Origin of the sequence: Embleya scabrispora, assembly GCF_002024165.1 — a bacterium.
Taxonomy (GTDB): Bacteria; Actinomycetota; Actinomycetes; order Streptomycetales; family Streptomycetaceae; genus Embleya; species Embleya scabrispora_A.
In genome coordinates this window covers 720,397-737,704 of the sequence record NZ_MWQN01000004.1, presented here as the reverse complement: position 1 = coordinate 737,704, position 17,308 = coordinate 720,397, and the positions used below count along the sequence as shown (strand labels likewise).

13 protein-coding genes are annotated in these 17,308 nt (G+C 71.4%); 6 read left to right on the top strand and 7 right to left on the bottom strand.

The features are described from left to right. Positions 1 to 32: 32 nt before the first annotated feature. From B4N89_RS43750 to B4N89_RS43740, 3 genes are read left to right on the top strand one after another with little or no spacing between them, the layout of a single operon-like run. A complete protein-coding gene (locus tag B4N89_RS43750) occupies positions 33 to 1,055 on the top strand; it encodes a serine/arginine repetitive matrix protein 2 (protein ID WP_101897550.1) in 1,023 nt (340 codons plus the stop codon). Positions 1,056 to 1,114: 59 nt separating this feature from the next. Next, positions 1,115 to 1,423 carry a hypothetical protein gene (locus B4N89_RS43745; protein WP_078982172.1) on the top strand — a complete coding sequence of 103 codons (309 nt, stop codon included), beginning with the start codon at positions 1,115 to 1,117 and terminating at the stop codon, positions 1,421 to 1,423. 49 nt (positions 1,424 to 1,472) lie between these two features. Further along, positions 1,473 to 1,808 carry a WXG100 family type VII secretion target gene (locus B4N89_RS43740; protein ID WP_078982171.1) on the top strand — a complete coding sequence of 112 codons (336 nt, stop codon included), beginning with the start codon at positions 1,473 to 1,475 and terminating at the stop codon, positions 1,806 to 1,808. Between the two features lie 92 nt (positions 1,809 to 1,900). Here the strand turns inward: B4N89_RS43740 and B4N89_RS43735 are convergent, their stop codons facing one another. The 3 genes from B4N89_RS43735 to B4N89_RS43725 form a co-directional block, all read right to left on the bottom strand. Further along, positions 1,901 to 6,589, bottom strand: coding sequence for an FtsK/SpoIIIE domain-containing protein (locus B4N89_RS43735; RefSeq protein ID WP_078982170.1), 4,689 nt, complete (start codon positions 6,587 to 6,589; stop codon positions 1,901 to 1,903). A 175-nt stretch (positions 6,590 to 6,764) separates the two neighbouring features. After that, positions 6,765 to 8,390, bottom strand: coding sequence for a hypothetical protein (locus tag B4N89_RS52880; RefSeq protein WP_078982169.1), 1,626 nt, complete (start codon positions 8,388 to 8,390; stop codon positions 6,765 to 6,767). Between the two features lie 91 nt (positions 8,391 to 8,481). After that, a complete protein-coding gene (locus B4N89_RS43725) occupies positions 8,482 to 9,063 on the bottom strand; it encodes a sigma-70 family RNA polymerase sigma factor (protein WP_078982168.1) in 582 nt (193 codons plus the stop codon). Between the two features lie 400 nt (positions 9,064 to 9,463). On the opposite strand from B4N89_RS43725, the gene B4N89_RS43720 reads away from it, so the two are divergent. Both B4N89_RS43720 and B4N89_RS43715 read left to right on the top strand, forming a co-directional pair. Next, on the top strand, positions 9,464 to 9,994 hold the full coding sequence (locus tag B4N89_RS43720) for a hypothetical protein (protein ID WP_078982167.1): 531 nt from the start codon (positions 9,464 to 9,466) through the stop codon (positions 9,992 to 9,994). Positions 9,995 to 10,131: 137 nt separating this feature from the next. Beyond that, positions 10,132 to 11,661 (top strand): FAD-binding oxidoreductase, encoded by a 1,530-nt coding sequence (locus B4N89_RS43715; RefSeq protein WP_078982166.1) that lies wholly within the window; start codon positions 10,132 to 10,134, stop codon positions 11,659 to 11,661. 42 nt (positions 11,662 to 11,703) lie between these two features. Here B4N89_RS43715 and B4N89_RS43710 read toward each other — a convergent pair whose 3' ends face one another. The 4 genes from B4N89_RS43710 to B4N89_RS43695 all read right to left on the bottom strand — a co-directional run bounded on the left by B4N89_RS43710 (position 11,704) and on the right by B4N89_RS43695 (position 16,231). After that, positions 11,704 to 12,171, bottom strand: coding sequence for a hypothetical protein (locus B4N89_RS43710; RefSeq protein ID WP_078982165.1), 468 nt, complete (start codon positions 12,169 to 12,171; stop codon positions 11,704 to 11,706). A 179-nt stretch (positions 12,172 to 12,350) separates the two neighbouring features. Beyond that, positions 12,351 to 12,683: a histone-like nucleoid-structuring protein Lsr2 gene (locus tag B4N89_RS43705; protein ID WP_078982164.1), complete on the bottom strand. Its 333-nt coding sequence runs from the start codon at positions 12,681 to 12,683 to the stop codon at positions 12,351 to 12,353. 192 nt (positions 12,684 to 12,875) lie between these two features. Further along, positions 12,876 to 13,829, bottom strand: a complete 954-nt coding sequence (locus tag B4N89_RS43700; protein WP_078982163.1) for a class I SAM-dependent methyltransferase — start codon at positions 13,827 to 13,829, stop codon at positions 12,876 to 12,878. A 158-nt stretch (positions 13,830 to 13,987) separates the two neighbouring features. Beyond that, positions 13,988 to 16,231, bottom strand: a complete 2,244-nt coding sequence (locus tag B4N89_RS43695; RefSeq protein ID WP_078982162.1) for an MMPL family transporter — start codon at positions 16,229 to 16,231, stop codon at positions 13,988 to 13,990. 240 nt (positions 16,232 to 16,471) lie between these two features. On the opposite strand from B4N89_RS43695, the gene B4N89_RS43690 reads away from it, so the two are divergent. Continuing rightward, positions 16,472 to 17,305 (top strand): TetR/AcrR family transcriptional regulator, encoded by an 834-nt coding sequence (locus B4N89_RS43690; RefSeq protein ID WP_078982161.1) that lies wholly within the window; start codon positions 16,472 to 16,474, stop codon positions 17,303 to 17,305. The last annotated feature ends 3 nt before the right edge of the window (positions 17,306 to 17,308 follow it).

The following is a 17,308-nucleotide window of genomic DNA, read 5'->3' as shown; positions in this document are numbered from 1 at the left end:
CACGCGAGTCGGGCGAGGAACAGGAGGTCCGAATGGCGGATTTCGCCATCGACTACACCAACCTGCACGAGATCAACACCAAGCTCAGAGAACTCGCCAAGCAGGCTGATTCGGGCTCCGGCGGGGCATTTCGCGAGCTGGGCGAGGCCGGCGCCGCCGAGCGCCGCGCGGCCCTGGGCACCTCCGGCCTCTCGACCTCGTTCAACAGCTTCTATCACCACTCCAAGTCCCGTACCGCCAAGGCCAAGGAGGGGCTGAACAAGCTCGCCGACAGCTTCAAGGCGGTGTCCGACCTCTTCTTCGACCAGGACTCCAGGATCTCCGGCTCGGCGGGACTGATCACCACCGGCCTGGGCATCGACCAATGGCGCAACACCAAGGCCGTGCACGACAAGTGGCTCGCGGACAAGGCCAAGTGGGACGACTACCTGGCCTCGATCGGTGCCACCCAGTACTTCCGCGATCACCCGGAGGAGAGCATCCGGCACGCATGCCACGATCCGGAGGCGCCCGCGTGGTGTGCCGCCTGGATCGCCAAGGGTGAGAACAGCGCGCCCCCCAAGCCCGGCGACGAGCCCCCCAAGCCCAGTGACAAGCCGCCGACTTCGCACCACTACGAGGACGAGCACGGCAAGATCGACGTGAGTGTCGAGTTGGACAAGGACAACAACATCGTCAAGGAGACGTCGAAGATCACCAATCCGCAGGGGCAGACCTACGAGACGACCACCACGTACAAGGGTCCCCCGGAATGGGTCGACGACGTACCGGGCGCGGGCAAGAACGGAAAGCCCGGCCGGATCGACGTCCGCGACTACTCGATCACCACCACGTTGAGCGACGGCACCAAGAGTACGTCGGACTTCACCATCAACAAGGACGGCAGTGGCACCATGATCAGCCACTCCGGGAAGACGACCGAGCACTACATTCGCGACGGACCCCAGAGCGAGTGGAAGCGCGATCCCAAGTACGCCGACGAGGACGCCGGCAGGGACGGTACCGAAAAGGGCGGGGGCGTGCAGAAGCCGCCGCCCGGAGGCAAGATCAACTGACCCTCGCCGCACCGTTGTTCGTGACGACCCACCCCGACTCGTTCCCGAGGAGACCCGCCATGGGCGCCAATATCAAACTCACCTACTCCGAGATCACCCGGGTGTCCAACCTCCTGGACAACAGCGTCGAGCACACGCTCGTCCCCCGGATGAAGGAGGCCAAGACCGAGGTCGACAACGTGCTGACCACCAACCTCGTGCTCGTCAAGGCCAGCCCCGCGCTCCAGGCGCAGTACGAGAAGTTCAGCACGGCGCTCCAGGCCGCGACGGAAAGCATCAAGGGTTACGCGCAGCAGTTCCGGCAGATCATGCAGTCGGTCCAGGACATGGACAAGGACATCGCCGACAAGGTCAACTCCTCCCAGTAGCGCCCGCCCGCGCCTCCCCACCCGACAATCGAACCCCTCGGAGGACTCGATGGCCGACATCAAGGTCGATTACGACGAAATCCGCAGCGCCGCCACGCGGATGGGCACCAAGCTGACCGACATCTCCAATGAGCTCGACGACCTCCAGACCCAGGTCGCCAATCTGCTCCACGACGGCCTGGTGTTCGAGAAGGCCAGCCCCGCCCTGCAGGAGGCGTACCAAACCTTCAGCACGCAGATGAAGAACTCGGCGGCCAACATCAGCGCGTATGCCAAGAACTTCACCGAGATCGCGGACTCACTGGGTAAATCCGACACGAAGCTGATGGGCGACATCAACGCCGCCATCGCGAAGATGAAGGCGGAAGCTGCGGCACACAAGTAGCCGCCGGCCGGCCCCACTTCGGCCGGGACCGGTCGGCACGTTCCGGAAGTCCGCAGTGGACGGGAACATGCCGACCGGCCCCGCGCCGCCGGTCAGCCGTCCAGCACCGTCAGCGGCACCTGGACCGCGATGGCCGCGCCCGCGTCGCCCGCGGTCCAGCCTCGGCCCGGACCCAGCGGGGTACGCACCTGCTCGGCCGACAGCCGGGCCCCGATCAGATCCGCCTCGCCGAGCGTCTTGGGCCCCAGCAACAGGCCGCGCCGCGAACGCCGAGCCATGCCGACCCAACCCAGCGAACTCATCGACTCGGCCAACCCGGCCAGCAGCAGCCCCTGACCGTGGTCCCGGCCCGACGTCGCGATCCGGCGCAATACCGAGTCGGCGGAGCAGGCCAGCATCAGATCGGCGTCGTCCACCACGACCACCACCGGATGCTCGCGCACCGAGGTCAGTGCCTCCACCAGCACCTCCGGCTCCGGATCGGGGTCGGTGAGCACCTGCGCCAAGCCGTGTGCGGACAACTTGCGCAACTGCGAGTCGCGCGGGGTGAGAACGACCAGCCGGGTGCCGCCCATCAGCAGCGACACACACATCGCGGCCAGTGCCGTGGTGCGCCCGCTGCGCGGCGGCCCGGCGACCATGAACGACCCGCCGCCGTCCGCGAAGTCGTAGGTCAGCGGAGCCACCGCGTCGCCGCCCACACCCAACAGCGCGTGGAACGGCTTGCGCAGCGACTGCGGCACCCGGTCGTGCGCCTCCTGGAACCCGATCAGCGTCGGCATCTCGCCGACCCGGAACGGGCGCCGTACGTCCGGCACGTTGCTGTCGCGGACGGTCGCCCGCCGGCCCAACTCCCGCATCGCCTCGGCCTGATCACTCTGGTCGTTCGCCGACGGGTCATCCCCGTCGACGGCCGCCGCGACCGGCGCCTCGGCGATCGACGGCAACAACGCGATCTGCGCCTCGATCGCCCCCGGCGCGAGCCAACCCCGCCCCGGCGCCACCGCCGCCGGGATGCTGTTGCGGGGGATCCCGATGAGCGTGTAGTCGCCCGGGTCGGTCTGGCGCAGCAGCAGCCGATGGTCGTTGTGCGCGGCCAGGCGCCCGCCGAGCAACAGCCGCTCCGACGTGGCGATCACATGGATCCCGGCACCCTGGCCCTCGCGCAGGAGCCGCACGACGTCGGCGTACAACCGGCCGCCGTCGTAGTCGTCGAGCATGGTGCTCAGCGCGTCCCAGCCGTCCACCATGAGCACCAGATGCGCGGGCCGTTGATCCTTGCCCACCTTGCCGCGCAGTTCGGTGACGTCGGCGCAGTCGTGCCGGGCGATCAGCCGCTGCCGAACGGTCAGTTCGGCGATCAGCCGGTTGATCAGCCGCTCCATGCGCTCCGCGTCGTGGCGCGAGACGACCGCGCCGCAGTGCGGCAGCGCCTCCAGCACGCTCAGGCCCCCGCCGGCCGCGTCGATCGCGTAGATGTGCAGATCGGAGCACGGGATGGTGAGCGCCCCCGCGCCCGCGATGGTGCGCAGCACCTGGGTGCGGCCGGAACGTGGTGCGCCGATGACGTACAGGTGGCCGAAGGACGCGAAGTCGATCGCGGCCAGACGCCGGGCCTGGAGGTGCGGGATGTCGAGCAGGGCGTAGGGGACCATCGGCAGCGCGCCGGGCGCCGGCTCCGGAATGGCGGGCAACTCGTCCAGCCGCATGCGGTCGTCCATCGGCGGCAGCCAGGGGCTGGGCTGCGGCCGGAAGTCGGGCAGCCGGTCCGCGGCTTCGCGCAGCGCGTCCACCAGGGCGCGCAGGTCCGTCGGCAGCTCCTCGGACTGCCCGGACATCGAATCCTCGTGCGGGTCGAAGGGCGACTCGGGTCCCGTGTCCGTGTCGTTCTCGATGTCGGCACCGGCGTCGGCTTCGGAGAAGTCGAGCGGGCGGCCGAGGCGCTGCCAGCCGAGCCGGATGCCGCGTACCGGCCGGGTCGCGGCGGCCTTGGCGATCGAACTCGGCACCGCGCCGGGGCGTTCCCCGCCGACGAACGCGGTCTGGAACGGCGTGGGCGGGCCCTCGCCGCGGCGGACCAGGGCCCGTCCCGGGTTGTTGGCCGAGATGCCGGCGGCCTCGATGCCGTCGATGATGTCCTGGCTCTCCGAGCGGTCGGTCACCCGCAGGGCCATGCGCAGGTTGGTGTTGGCCTTGATCTCGTTGCTGACCGAGCCGCCGGGCCGCTGGGTGGCCAGCAGCAGGTGCAGACCGAGCGAGCGGCCGCGCTGGGCGAGGCTGATCAAACCGGGTACGAAGTCCGGCAGTTCGCGCACCAGGGTGGCGAACTCGTCGATCACCAGCAGAAGTCGCGGCAGCGGGGGCAGTCGCGGATCACGCGCGCGCTTGATCCGGTATTCGGTGTGGTCCTTGGCCTCGACCTCGTTCAGGACCGTCTCGCGGCGGCGGAGTTCGGCGTCGAGAGAGGCCAGCGCGCGTTTGACCAGGTGGCCGTCCAGGTCGGTGATCATGCCGAGTGTGTGCGGGAGTTCGGCGCATTCGCGAAACGCGCTGCCGCCCTTGTAGTCGACCAGCACGAAGGTCAGTTCGTCCGGCCGGTTGACCGCTGCCAGCGACGCGATCATCGTCTGCAGGAGTTCCGACTTGCCCGAGCCGGTGGTGCCGCCGATCAGGCCGTGCGGGCCGTCGCGGACCAGGTCCAGGCGCAACACACCCTCGTACCCGCTGCCCAGGACGAACGTGGTGGACGCCGGGCGGCGCGCCCAGGCCCGCAGCAGCACCTCGGCGTCCGGCGGTTCCTGGCCGATCAGCGGCAACAGCGCGACCTCGGACGGCAGTCCGGAATCGCTCTCCACGGTGACGTCGAGCACCGGCGCCAGGGCGCGCGCGACCTCCTCGCACCAGGCGGGGTCGACCAGATCGGCCCGGATGCCCTTGACCTCCGGAACGTGTGACGCCTTCAGGTCGAGCCGGCCGCCGTTCGCCGTCACCACCGCCGTGCACTCCTCCGGCAGCAGGTGTTCGCGCTCCTCCAGGCACAGGCTGAACACCCGCACGGCCGGGCCGTTGGTCAACACCTCGATCATGCCCGGGACATCGCGCAGACGGCGGGCGCCGTCCAGGATCACCAGCACGTCGGGTTCGCGCTGCAGGGTGGGGCCGAGCGCCGACTGCGAGGAGTCCAGGCGGGTCTGCACGTCGGAGATCAACTCGTTGACCCGGTGTGCGGTGCTCTCCGGATCGGTGCCGAGGGCCACCACCGCGGCGCCGGGTCGGCCGGGACGCAGGTGCGGCAACCACCGCACCCACTGCCAGGCCTCGGCGTGCTCGTCCTCGGTCAGCACGACGACGCGCACATCGCGTGGGCTGTGCAGGACGGCGGTCTGGATCACCGCCCAACTCGCGATCCGGCGCGGCAACTCCCCGGACGCGCCGATCCCGACCACCCCGAAGGCGGTCATCTCGACCCCGAACGGCACGTCCGCGATCCGCCAGTTGACGTTGCGGTAGTGGTTCTCCCGGGCCTGGTCGTCGATGCTCTTGAGGGACGCGCGGGTGAGGGTGCCCAGTCGGATCGTCAGGTGGTCGGAGTCGCGCCGTCGGCGCTGCCAGAGGGCCAAGCCGGGGCCGGTCGCGGTCAGCAACAGCGCCGCCGGATCCGGGAACGTCGAGTTGCGCAGCCCGCGTTCCTCGACAGTCGCGCGGCGCATCTCGGTTTCCAGGGCCGATCGGCGGATGCGATAGACCCGCTTCGCCTCCTGGTAGTCGCGGCGACCGGTGCGCTTTCCGGAGATCCAGTTGCCGACCGCCATCAGCGGCGTGAAGAACACGAAGATGACGAAGAACAAGCTTCGGAACAGGAACATCATCGCCAGGCCCATCAGGAGCGGGGCGATCATCATCAGGAAGGGGAACGGGCGTTTGCTGGTATCCGTCGGCGGGCCCATCATCCGGATCGACTCGGCGTCCAGGTGCGGGGCGATGCGCGGCGGCCGGTTGTACTCGATGCCGAGGCCGTCCGGGGCCGGGCGTACCGCGGCCTCGGGTTCGTCAGGCGGGCCGGGGCGCAGCAGGTGCTCACCGAGGGACAGGTCGGCGTAGGTCGGCCAGGGGAGCGAGCCGTCGTCGAGCGGCGGCAGTTGGCCGACGGGCGGCGGCGGCGGCTGTACGGGTTGTCCGTCCGGGCCCGTCGGCGGGGGCTCCGTCGAGTGCCCGCCGGGGCCGCCCTCCTGCGTGCCGGCCGGCTCCTCGGCGGACAGCGGGGTGCCGGTGATCGGATCGACGGGCGGCGGCGGGGTGAGGCTGCGCAGGCCGCAGTCGGCCTCGTCGGCGTCGTCCGGGAGGGCGACCGTGACGGAGCCGTCCGCGCCTACCGTGATCCAGGTGCCCTGCGCGGGGGCGCCGCCGCCGTCCAGGCGCAACGCGCACGCACGATCGGTGCCGACCTCGTGCCGGCCGGGGCCGAGCCGCCAGACCCGGCCCGCGCCGGGGCCCGAGACGTGCCGCACGGTGACCAGGACCGGATCGGACCCGGGCGGTCGCCACGCCCGCGTCGCGGTCTCGGTCGGCGCGGGACCGCCGAGACCGATCACCGCACCGGGGCGGATGCCGCTCGCGCCCACGCGCGCGTCGGGATTGAGCCGCCGATCACCCAGGAACAGATCGGCGGCGCCCAGCACCGACCCGAGGTCGGCGACGGTCGCCGAATCGGGCACGTCCAGCAGGTGGTCGGAGCGCCGGCCCTGCGGATCGGTGGTGGTGAGAGCGAGATTCACGGGCATGCAACTCTCTCGCGGGGTGGGGGAGGGGGAACGGGCCCCGCCTCGCCCCCGACGGGGGTGGTCCGGGGACGAGGCGGGGCCGCGGTGGGCCTGTGCGGCGGATCCCGGTGGATCGAGCCGCGCCGTCCGGTACCTGACGGCGCGGCCTCACCGAGATCCCGCGGGACAGGCCCTCTCAGCCCCCGGAGCCGGGGGGAAACGGTTCCGGGGCGGGATCGGGGGTTCGGCCGGTGGGGGTGCCGGTGGCCGAATCGGGTTCATCGGGGGTTGGTTCGGCGGGGCGGGACGTGTCGGCCCTGTGGGTCGGTTCGGCGGGGGCGGACGCGTCGGGCCCGTGGGTCGGTTCGACGGGGCGGGACGCGTCGGGCCTGTGCGTTGGGTCGGCCGGGGGAGGTGCGTCGGGTTCGTTGGTGCGGCCGGCCGGGGGAGCCGGGTCGGGTCTGTGGGTGGGCTCGATGATCGGGGCAGGATCGCGGCCGGTGGGTGGTTCGGTGACGGGGGATCGACCGGGGGTGCCGGCGGGCTCCTGGTGGGGAGTTGCCTCTCGACGGGCCGAGACGGCGGGTGAGCCGGTGGGTGTGGCGGGGGCCGCGGCGCGCGATGCGGCCGTGCCGGCCGATTCGTGTGCGGGGCGGGCCGAGGCCGGCTCGGCGGTCGAGGATCGTGCCGAGACGGCCGCGGCCATGGATTCGGCCGGTTCCATGATGGCCACCGGCTCCGCCGCCCGCGGCTCGGCGGCGGGAGTTTCGGCCCTGGCCTCCTCCTCGGCGAACCACGCGGCGTGGTCCACTCCGGAGCGGGCCACCGGCGCCGGTACCGGCGGCAGCACCGGCGGAATGTTCGGCAGCACCCGGGCCAGCGCCGCGCCGAGGGAATGGCACACCACCACCAACGGTGTGCCGGGCACGCCGACCCGACCGTGTCGATCGGTGAGCAGCGTCCGGATGTGTCCTCGTCCGGGCCCGCCGAGCAGCAGCCGCAACGGGAGTTCGCCGCCGGGCGGTTCGGCCAGCTCGGGCGGCAGCGGATCCGGCAGCTCCGGAGTCACCAGGAACGTGGGCAGCCCCAGCCGGGGCGGTCTGCCGCGGGCGGTCCGGTACGCCTCCCGCACCGGCTGTCCGGCCACGTCGCGGTGCACCCCTTCGGCGACCACGACCTGCCCGGTCGGCAGCCTGGCGTCCAACTGGGCCGCGACCGCCTGGAACAGGGCCGGTCCTGAACGCGGATCCCCCTGTACACACACCATCGCCGGACCGACCACGAGGTCGACGAACACGCACTCCCGGTCCCGCTCGCCCAGGGCGACGACGACCGGCCTGACCCCTTCCGCGTCCGGCGTGACCGACGGCAACTGCGCCCGGCCGGCCGTCCAGGCCCACGGATCGTCGGGGACCGGCCGCCAGACGCCGCGAGGCGACGGCATCCCGGCGGCGGCGAACAGCACCGTCACCGTGTCCTCGCCGACGACGGCGGCATACGGCTGAGCGGGCGCCGCGGCGAACTTCGCGGCCACCAGGGCACGTTCCGCGTCCCGCCAGGTCGCCGCCGCGCCCAGGCCCCGCACCAGCGCCCGTACCGAGCGCCGATACCGCAACCAGGCCCGCACGGGGCCGCCGAATGCGTAGGCCGTCAGCGCGATTTCCCGCCACAATCGCCGCGTCGCCGCCTTCCATCCGCCCATTCGCATCGCGAAGAACCGGAGGACCAGGAAGACCACGAGCGCGGCGGCCGAGATGCCGCCCCAACGGAGGATCGTTTCGCGGTGATTCGCGAAGAAGTCGAGCGGATCGGTGTTCCTCATCTGCCGGGTTGCTCCCCACATCGGGCATCCACGACAGCACCCGACCGTGCTGTCGCGTGGTCCGCGCGACACTGTATGGAATTTCGGGTGCTCATCCGCCGCCGCGCTCCTCCAGAGCCTGCCGAAGGGCGCGGATCGCGTAGTAGGTACGGGACTTCGCCGTTCCGACCGGTATGCCGAGCAGTTCGGCGGCCTGCTTGAGATCGCGATCGCTCAACACCGTCTCGGCGATGATCTCGCGATGCGCGGCGGTGAGCGAGGGCAGTGCGTCGGCGACGGCCATCTTCCAGAGCAGGGGCTCCCACTGGTCGTCGGCCAAAACGTACTCCAGGGGCTCCGGGCTGCACTCCTGCGGCCGGGAACGGCGCGCACGGCGGTCGTCCATCACGATCCGGCGCGCCACCGTCGCCAGCCACGGCATCAGGTTCGACGTGTCGTCGGCGATCGTGCCCGCGTGCCGCCACGCGCGCACCATGGTCTCCTGGACCACGTCCTCGGCCCACGGCCGGTCCCCGCCGGTGAGCTTGAGGCAGAACGACAACAACGGCGTGGAGTATTGCCGATAGACGCGTTCCGCGAGGTCCGCGGGTTCCGCGAGGTCCGCCGGCTCGCCGTCGGGCGTCGAGCAGGCCTGGCCGCCGGTGTCACGGCCTCGGGTACAAAAAGACGTCACGGGCCCGGATCCTCGCTTCCCGGATGTGTGTCGGCTCGAACCGCGAACACTAACCACGGCGCGTTACAAGGTTGTTGGATCTGCGCTGAATTTGAGGATTCGCAGCCGCCGCCGAAAACCCGGGTACCGGCCCCGGCAGGGCCGTTGGCGAGCGTCCATCCAGGGTGTTCCCATCCGAAACCCTCCCTCTCTCCGGCGACCGCGACACAACGGTGTTCATCCACACCTCCGAACCGAGGTTTCCCACCGCACACGCGCTCCGCCGCTCGCGGGTTGCATGCCCGGCGACCCGAAAAACCCGGTCGCGGAAGTGACCTGTCCGTGGCCGCCGATACCTTCCCCGCGTGGATCGGACGGCCGTTCCGGGCCGACCGCGCACGAGGAAGGGAAGCCGAGAGCCATGTCCATGTGGTTGACCCTCGCGAAGGTCGAACCGTCGGTGCCGGCGGCGGTACGGGAGCGGCCCGAACTGATCGGGACGCTCTTCGTCGACCCGGCCGACGAACCCGACCGAATCGACCCGGCCGACCGCCCCGACGCGGAGCAAGCGGCGGCGCTCCCCGGCGAGTTTCGCCCGCGCGCGGACTCCTACGGGTTGGACTACCGCCTACTGGCCGCGGTCGCCGAGAGCCGGGCGCGGGCCGAGGAGGACACGGCCGACTGGGAGGCGGCCTACCCCTGGTTGGCCAGGGCGACCGGGCACGGCTGCGACGTCGTCGACGAGTACGAGTTCTGCTACGGGCCCGCCTTCGTGCTCGGCCCGGACGAGGTCCGTCGGGTGGCCGAGGGCCTGGTCGCGGAAGGCTGGTCCCGCGACGGTCGGGCGGCCCGCTGGGACGGGGAGCGCGAGGACCACGAACTGGAGGACCTGGGTCCGTTCTTCGCCGCCGCCGCGGCCGAGGGCAGGGCCGTGATCGGCGGAGTGGACTGAGCCGGGTGGACCCCGCCGGATCGACCGATGAGCGCGGCCCGGCGCGCCTTCGACCGATTCGGGGGTAAAGCTTGCGATAACTCAGGGTATGCGTCGCCGGCACGCGGTGCGCACGGATCGCCGGGAGATGTGGGTATATGACGATCGATCGACGAGGATTCCTGACCGCTTTGGGGGTCGGCGGTGCGTTGGTGCTCACGGGGTCGACGGCCGACGGATCGGTGCGGGGCGCCGTGAGCCGGCCGGCCCCCCGGGCGCGGACGCACGCCGGGACGCGGATGCCCACGGTCGGGCCGCCGGACTGGTCGGCGTTGAAGGCGCGCCTCGACGGTCGGCTGCTGCTGCCCGCGGACCAGGGATACGACGTGGCGCGGCTCGGCTTCAACGAGTTGTACGACCGTCGACTCCCGGCGGCGGTGGCCCGCTGCACGTCGGCGACGGATGTACGGAGCTGCCTGGACGCGGCCCGAGGCCACGGCGTGCCGATCGCCGCGCGCAGCGGAGGGCACAGCTACCTCGGATACAGCGTGCCCGACGACGGGCTGGTGATGGATCTGCGGCCGATGGCGCGGATCGAGGTGCACGACGACGGGACGGTGGACGTCGGCGCCGGCGCCCGGCTGATCGAGGTGTACGCCGCACTCGCGCAGGCGGGCCGGCTGCTGCCGGGCGGCTCGTGTCCGACGGTGGGGATCGGCGGGTTGACCCTGGGCGGCGGGATCGGGGTGCTGACCCGCAAGTACGGACTCACCTGCGACCGGCTGGTCGAGGCCGAGGTGGTCACCGCCGACTCGCGCGTGCTCACCGTGTCCGACTGCGCCGAGCCGGACCTTTACTGGGCGCTGCGCGGCGGGGGCGGCGGCAACTTCGGGGTGGTCACGCGGTTCACGTTCCGTTCGGAACCGGCGCCCCCGCTCACCGTGTTCTCGCTGCGTTTCCCGTCCGGCGCGACGCCCTCGGTGGTCGGGGCCTGGCAGGAGTGGATCGCGGACGCGCGACCGGAGTTGTGGTCGAACTGCGTCATCTCCGGCGGCACGCCGCCGACGTGTCGCGTGGGCGGCTGCTACGTCGGCACGCCCGACGCGCTGAACCCGCTCCTGGACACGCTGATCGCCGCCGTCGGAACGCGGCCCGGAACCCGCAGCGCGCAGGCGAAGAACTACCTGGACGCGATGAAGTACATGGCCGGTTGTTCGACCGACACCATCGCCCAGTGCCACCCGACGTCCGAGGGCGGACGACTGACCCGCGAGGCATTCGTCGCCGTCTCCCGCGTGCTGACCGCCGCGCTGGACGGACAGGCCGTGGTGGGCCTGATGGCCGGCCGCGTCGGGCTGGACCTGCTCCTGGACTCGATGGGCGGCGCCGTCGCCGAACTCGCTCCCGACGCGACCGCCTTCCCGCACCGCGATGCCCTGGCCACCGCCCAGATCTACGCGAACACCACCCCGGCCGGCCAGGCGGCGGCCACCGAGGCGGTCGACGCGGTCCGCGACGGCCTCGCCGCACTGGGCGCGACGGGCGCCTACGTCAACTACATCGACGCAACCCTCCCCGACTGGGGCACCGCCTACTACGGAGGCAACCTCCGGCGCCTGAAGTCGGTGGCCCACCACTACGACCCGACGGGCGTCTTCGCCTTCCCGCAGTCGGTCGCCAACGCCTGATCCGCTGCCGGACCCCTCGCGTGCGAGCGCTCCCGCCGCGGATCAGACGTGCGCCTGGATCTGCTTGACGGGGTGGCCCAGTTCGGCCGCGAGTCTTGCCAACTCGTCCCCGTCGAACCACGTACGCCCGGGGTTCCACACGGCGATCTCGAAGCGGGCGAAACCGCAGGGCCAGTCGTAGTCGAGCGCGTCCAGGGTGGTCGATCCGCCGCAACACGGGACCTCGACCGCGAGCGTCGGAAATCCCTCGTCCCGGTGGGCCTCCAGAAGATCGCCCCACCAGCCCGGATCGACGTCGCCCCGACACAGGGGGCAGCCGATCCGCTCCAAATTTGCCCCACAATCGACGGCGTTCGGCGCGTCGTACCACGACACGTCGATCTCCACGGCCACGCCCCCGAAACGCCCGGGAGCCAGGTCCGCCACGAGCGCGACGACGGCGTCGACCGCGTCCCGCTCCGGTTGCCACTGCGGATCACTCGGAATGACCGACAAAACGTCGTCGCTCATGGCCCCTCACCCCGTCGTCCGCCACGCTCCAGCGAAACGTGATGCTACCGAACGCGCGCACGGACCCCGCCGACCGTCGCGGCGTCGGCGGCCGACGGTGCGGAGGCCGGGGGCGCCCCGTGGCGCCCGCGCGCGCCTCCGCACCGGGCTCGGCCCGTGTCCGAGTGTGCGCGTTCCGGTCAGTGCGCCGCCTGGTACTTCGCCACGATGTCACCCGGTACCCGGCCGCGGGCGTTGATGTCGATGCCCTGTGCCTTGGCCCACTCCCTGACCTTCACCGGGTCCGGGCCGTCGCCGGTCCTGTGCGCCTTGACGGCGGTGCGGCGCGACGTGCCGGTCTTGCGGCCGGCGTGGAAATACGGGCCGAGGGCGTCCAGCAGTTGCTGGTAGGTGTCCTGGCCGAGGTCGATCTCGTAGGTGACGCCATCCAAGCCGAAGGTATGCGTTGCGATGTCTTCACCCTCGTTGCCGGTGATGTCATCCGTGTAGAGCGTGACTACGCGCTGAGCCATTGGTGAGAATCCCCTTCCTGGGAGCGGGCTGATCGTAACGGAAAGGGGGTCCACGTCGCCTACCCGGCGGCCGGGAGATCAGATGATTCGGTCCGCTTCGGAATTGTCGGGCGGCGGAAACGGCTTTGGATACGATCCGATCTTTATCCCGATCGCGCGCGTCGAAGAGAAGGATCGCATTTGTGCGGGTCGCTATTGCGGGCGGATGTCGTCGGGACGAACTCCCGGCGTCGGTACTTTCGCATTGCTTGGAAGTGGCGAGGGATCGGGGTTGCCGGCGCGGGGTCGGCCGACGCGGGCGGTCCAGGTCGTGCGCCGGGTCTGCAGGGCCAGATCCTCGCGGTGGTGCAGGCTTCGGGGCGAGTCGGGATCGAGGAGGCGGTCCAGGGCCGTGCGGTCCTCGGGGGTCAGGAGCCGGCCGATCCGGGTGCGCAGGCCGGTAAAGGTGGTGTGGGCGTAGCGGGTCACCGCCGGGTTTCGCGACGCGGGCACGTGCAGCGTTCGGGTGTGTTCGGATTCGATGGCGAAGCCGGCCGCGGTGAGCTTGGGGGCCCAATCCGCACCCCGGTGGGAGGTCATCGCCGCGTGTTGCCGGTCGACCGCGGCGTGGCAGCGGTCTTCGAGGCCGGGGCTGTCCGCCGGGGCCGCAGGGGGGAGGAAGCGGGGGAAGGCGGCCAGTTCGATCATGACGAACAGACCGCCCGGGGACAGCAGTTCGCGGACCTGGCGCAGGGTCCGATCAGGGTCGCTCATGTGGTGCATCGAGGCGGACGCCCAGACCAGATCCGGGTGGCCGAGGTCGGGCGGGGCGGGGGCGTCGAGGTCGGCCCGCACGATGCGCAGACGCTCGTCCACGCCGTCGGCGACCGCCCTGTCCCGCAGGCGATCCAGGTGGGCGGGGGCGGAGTCGACGGCCGTCACCCGGGAGTTCGGGAAGCGCCGGAGCAGGGCGAGCGTACCGGCGCCGGTTCCGCAGCCCAGGTCCACGATGTGGCGGGGGTCGGTACCCGGTGGCAGTGACGCGATGACGGCCTCGATGTGCTCGGCGAGGACTTCCGCGTCCAGGTCGAGGGTCTCGGTGAGGTCGGCCTCGACGTGTTCGTGTGCGGGGGCGGTGTGCGCGCCGTGGGGTGCGGGGTGGGTCATGCCGTCACGCTAGGCGGATCGTGTGCCGTTGACCCGATGGGTTGCCGGATGCGCAAGGCGATGCCGAGACGGGTTGCCGTACGCGCAAGGCGCGAAGCGGACGCGGCAACGGGCCGGGGCGCGTGTCCGCGCCCCGGCCCGTTGCCCGCACCGGTGTGTCAGACGCCCGCCGTGTCCTTCTCGATGACCGCGCCGACCGGGGGCTTCGGCGCGGCCGCCGGCGCCGGGCCGCCTTCGCTCAGGCCGAAGCGGTCGTGGAACCTGCGCAGCGGGCCGGGCGCGTACCAGGCCGAGCGGCCCAGCAGCCGCATCGCGACGGGGACCAGCACGCCCCGCACGGCGATCGCGTCGATCAGGATGGCCAGCCCGGTACCCATGCCGAACATCTGCATGAAGCTGATCTCGGCCGTCCCGAAGGCGAAGAAGCTGACCGCGAGCAGCGCGGCCGCGGCGCTGACGATGCGTCCCGTGTGGCCGAGGCCGTCGACCACGGCGGACTCGGTGTCCTTGCCCTCGTCGTGCAGTTCCTTGATCCGGCTGAGCACGAACACCTCGTAGTCCATCGACAGGCCGAAGGCGATGCAGAACATCAGCACGGTCATCGACGTGTCCATCGGCTGCGGGGTGAAGCCGAACAGGGAGGCGAGGTGACCGTCCTGGAACATCCAGGTCATCGCGCCCAGGGCCGCGCCCAGGCTGATCATGTTCAGGAGCAGTGCGCGCAGCGGTTGTACGACGCTGCCGGTGAACAGGAAGAGCAGGAGGAAGGTGGTGACGGCGACCAGGGCGATCGCGAGGGGGAGTCGGCCGCCGATCGAGTCCTTGGAGTCGACCAGTTCGGCGTCGGTGCCGCTGACCAGCGGGTGGGTTCCCGGAGGCGGCGTGACCGCCCGTACGTCGGCGACCAGGTCCTGAGCGGCGTCCGACTTGGGGGCCAGGGCGCTCACCACGTCGATGCGTTGGGCGTCCGGGCGGCCCAGAGCCGGGTTGCCGGCGCCGGGCGCGGCGGGCCGGCCGCCGATGTACGTGCCGGTGGAGGTCGCGACGCGGACCACGTCCCTGTGCCGGGACAACTCGCTCGCGTACGCCGCCAACGGGCCCTCGGTCACCGGACCGTCGACGACGATGTGTACGGCCGCGGCGTCGTTGCCGTCGAAGTCCGCCCGCAGCGCGGCCGAGACCTCCCGGCTCTGCGCGTCCTCGGGCAGCACCCGTTCGTCGGCCGTGCCGAAGGTGATGCCGAGCAGCGGGCTCGCGGCCAGCAGCAGTACGGCGAGCACCGGAATCGCGGTGAGCGCGGGACGCCGCATGACGGTGCCGGCGATCCGTCCCCACAGGGGCGTGCGGGCGGAGGCGGGGCGGTCGAACCTCGCCCACGGCATGCGGCCGCTGTTGACCCGGTGTCCCAGGAGGGCGAGCAGCGCGGGCATCACGAACAGGGTGGCGACCGCGGCGACGATGATCACTCCGACGCCGGCGTAGGCGAACGAGCGGAGGAAGAACTGCGGGAAGACCAGGAGTGAGGCGAGCGCGGCGGCGACCGTGGCGGCGGAGAACGCGACCGTACGGCCCGCGGTGCGCACGGTGTGCCGGACGGCCTCGTCCACCTCCGCCCCGGCCGCGAGGTGTTCGCGGAATCGGCTGATCATCAACAGGGCGTAGTCGATACCGAGGCCGAGGCCCAGGGCCGTGGTCAGGTTGATCGCGAAGACCGAGACGTCGGTGAGGCCGCCGAGGACGGCGAGTTCGGCGAACGTGCCGACGACCGCGACGGTCCCGATGACCAGCGGCAGCAGCGCCGCGACCACGCTGCCGAAGACGACGAGGAGCAGGAGCAGGGTCAGCGGTACGGCGATCGCCTCGGCCAGGACGAGGTCCTTCACCACCTGCTCGGACAACTCGTCGCCGACGGCGCCGGCGCCGCCGGCCCGGATGGTGAGCCCGGGACCGTACCGCCCGGTGTAGTGCTCGAGGATGCCCTTGACGTTCTCCGCGCGCTCGCTGTCGTCGCCCTTGACATGGGCGAGCACCATGGCCTGCCGGCCGTCTTTGGAGCGCAGTTCCGGGATGCCCGCGTCCCAGTAGGAGATCACGTTGTCGAGGTGTTTCTCCTTTTTGAGGTCGGCGACCAGGGTCTGCCCGCCCTGCTTGGCCGCGGGGCCGTCGACGCCGCCGTCGGGGGCGCGGACCAGCAGGACCAGATTGGTCTCGCCGCCGAACTTCTTGTCGATGACCTGTTTGGCGCGGGTGGACTCGGAGGCCGAATCGTCGAACCCGCCCCCGCTCAGCAGTTTGCCGAACGCGCCGGCGCCCAGGACGCCCATCAGCACCACGAGCAGACCCGCGACGACGAGTACCAATTTCGGCCGGCGAACCGTGAGTTCGGCTATGCGTTCAAACACGGGTTGTCTCCTTGGGCTCTTGCCATAAACAACAGAAAAGACCGGAAATGCGCCGGTCGCGGCGCGCGTGGGCGGGTCGGCCCATCGGCGGTGTTCGGGTCCGGGCGGGGAGGTGCTTCCGCTCTCCCCGTCGCCCTTGACGACCCTAGTGAGGTACAAGAAACTTTGGCAGTGTCAGATTTTCTTCACAGGGTGCGCCCGGGTCGTGGCGTGCCGGAACCTTCGTCGTAAGGTCGTCGCATGTCTCCAGTCGAAGCCGGATCGACCGTGCCCACGCCGCCCGCGTCGTCCGGGCCGCCTGCGCCTGAGCCCGCGCCGGAGTCCGCGCCGGAGCCCGCGCCGCTCACGCTGCGGGAGCGGCGTCGGGCCGTCGCGGTGCGGGAGATCCTGAGCGCCGCCGAGGACCACATCGGGCGGGAGGGACCGCACTCGTTGTCGCTGCGTGCGGTCGCCCGCAGCCTGGGGATGACCGTGCAGGCGCTCTACCACTACTTCCCGAGCCGCGACGACCTCGTCACCGCGCTCATCACCAAGGCGTACGACGACCTCGCCGACGCGGTACAGGTCGCGGTGGACGCGGTGGCCGAGCCGGGCCTGTCGCGCATGGTGGCGGCGGCGGAGGGCTACCGCCGGTGGGCCGTCGCCAACCCGGAGCGGTTCCAGTTGATCTACGGGGCGCCGCTACGCCACTACGCGGCGCCCACCGACGGTCCGACCACCCGGGCCGTCCGCCGGATGAGCGCGATCTTCGAGCGCGAGCTGTTCGGCGGGGTGACCGCGGAGCAGCTGGCCGCCGCCGACATCCCGCCGCTGTCGCCGGCGCTGCGCGAGGAGTTGGAGCGGCTGCCACCGGACGGGCTGGGCACACTGCCGCCGCCCGCCGTCGCCATCATCCTGAGCGCCTGGGGGCACATGCACGGCCTGGTCGCCTTGGAGGTGTTCGGCCACACCTCGTTCCTGGACACGCACCAGGCGGAGATCTTCCGGATCGCGATGCACACGATGCTCGCGGACATCCACCACCGGATCCCGGCGGCGGAGCGGGCCGTCCGCAAACGCGGGCCCCGCCCGTGAGCG

Coding starts and splice junctions, on each gene's coding strand:
- B4N89_RS43745 (WP_078982172.1), top strand. CDS start 1,115: ATGGGCGCCAATATCAAACTCACCTACTCCGAGATCACCCGGGTGTCC.
- B4N89_RS43750 (WP_101897550.1), top strand. CDS start 33: ATGGCGGATTTCGCCATCGACTACACCAACCTGCACGAGATCAACACC.
- B4N89_RS52880 (WP_078982169.1), bottom strand. CDS start 8,390: ATGAGGAACACCGATCCGCTCGACTTCTTCGCGAATCACCGCGAAACG.
- B4N89_RS43705 (WP_078982164.1), bottom strand. CDS start 12,683: ATGGCTCAGCGCGTAGTCACGCTCTACACGGATGACATCACCGGCAAC.
- B4N89_RS43715 (WP_078982166.1), top strand. CDS start 10,132: ATGACGATCGATCGACGAGGATTCCTGACCGCTTTGGGGGTCGGCGGT.
- B4N89_RS43710 (WP_078982165.1), bottom strand. CDS start 12,171: ATGAGCGACGACGTTTTGTCGGTCATTCCGAGTGATCCGCAGTGGCAA.
- B4N89_RS43740 (WP_078982171.1), top strand. CDS start 1,473: ATGGCCGACATCAAGGTCGATTACGACGAAATCCGCAGCGCCGCCACG.
- B4N89_RS43690 (WP_078982161.1), top strand. CDS start 16,472: ATGTCTCCAGTCGAAGCCGGATCGACCGTGCCCACGCCGCCCGCGTCG.
- B4N89_RS43720 (WP_078982167.1), top strand. CDS start 9,464: ATGTCCATGTGGTTGACCCTCGCGAAGGTCGAACCGTCGGTGCCGGCG.
- B4N89_RS43700 (WP_078982163.1), bottom strand. CDS start 13,829: ATGACCCACCCCGCACCCCACGGCGCGCACACCGCCCCCGCACACGAA.
- B4N89_RS43735 (WP_078982170.1), bottom strand. CDS start 6,589: ATGCCCGTGAATCTCGCTCTCACCACCACCGATCCGCAGGGCCGGCGC.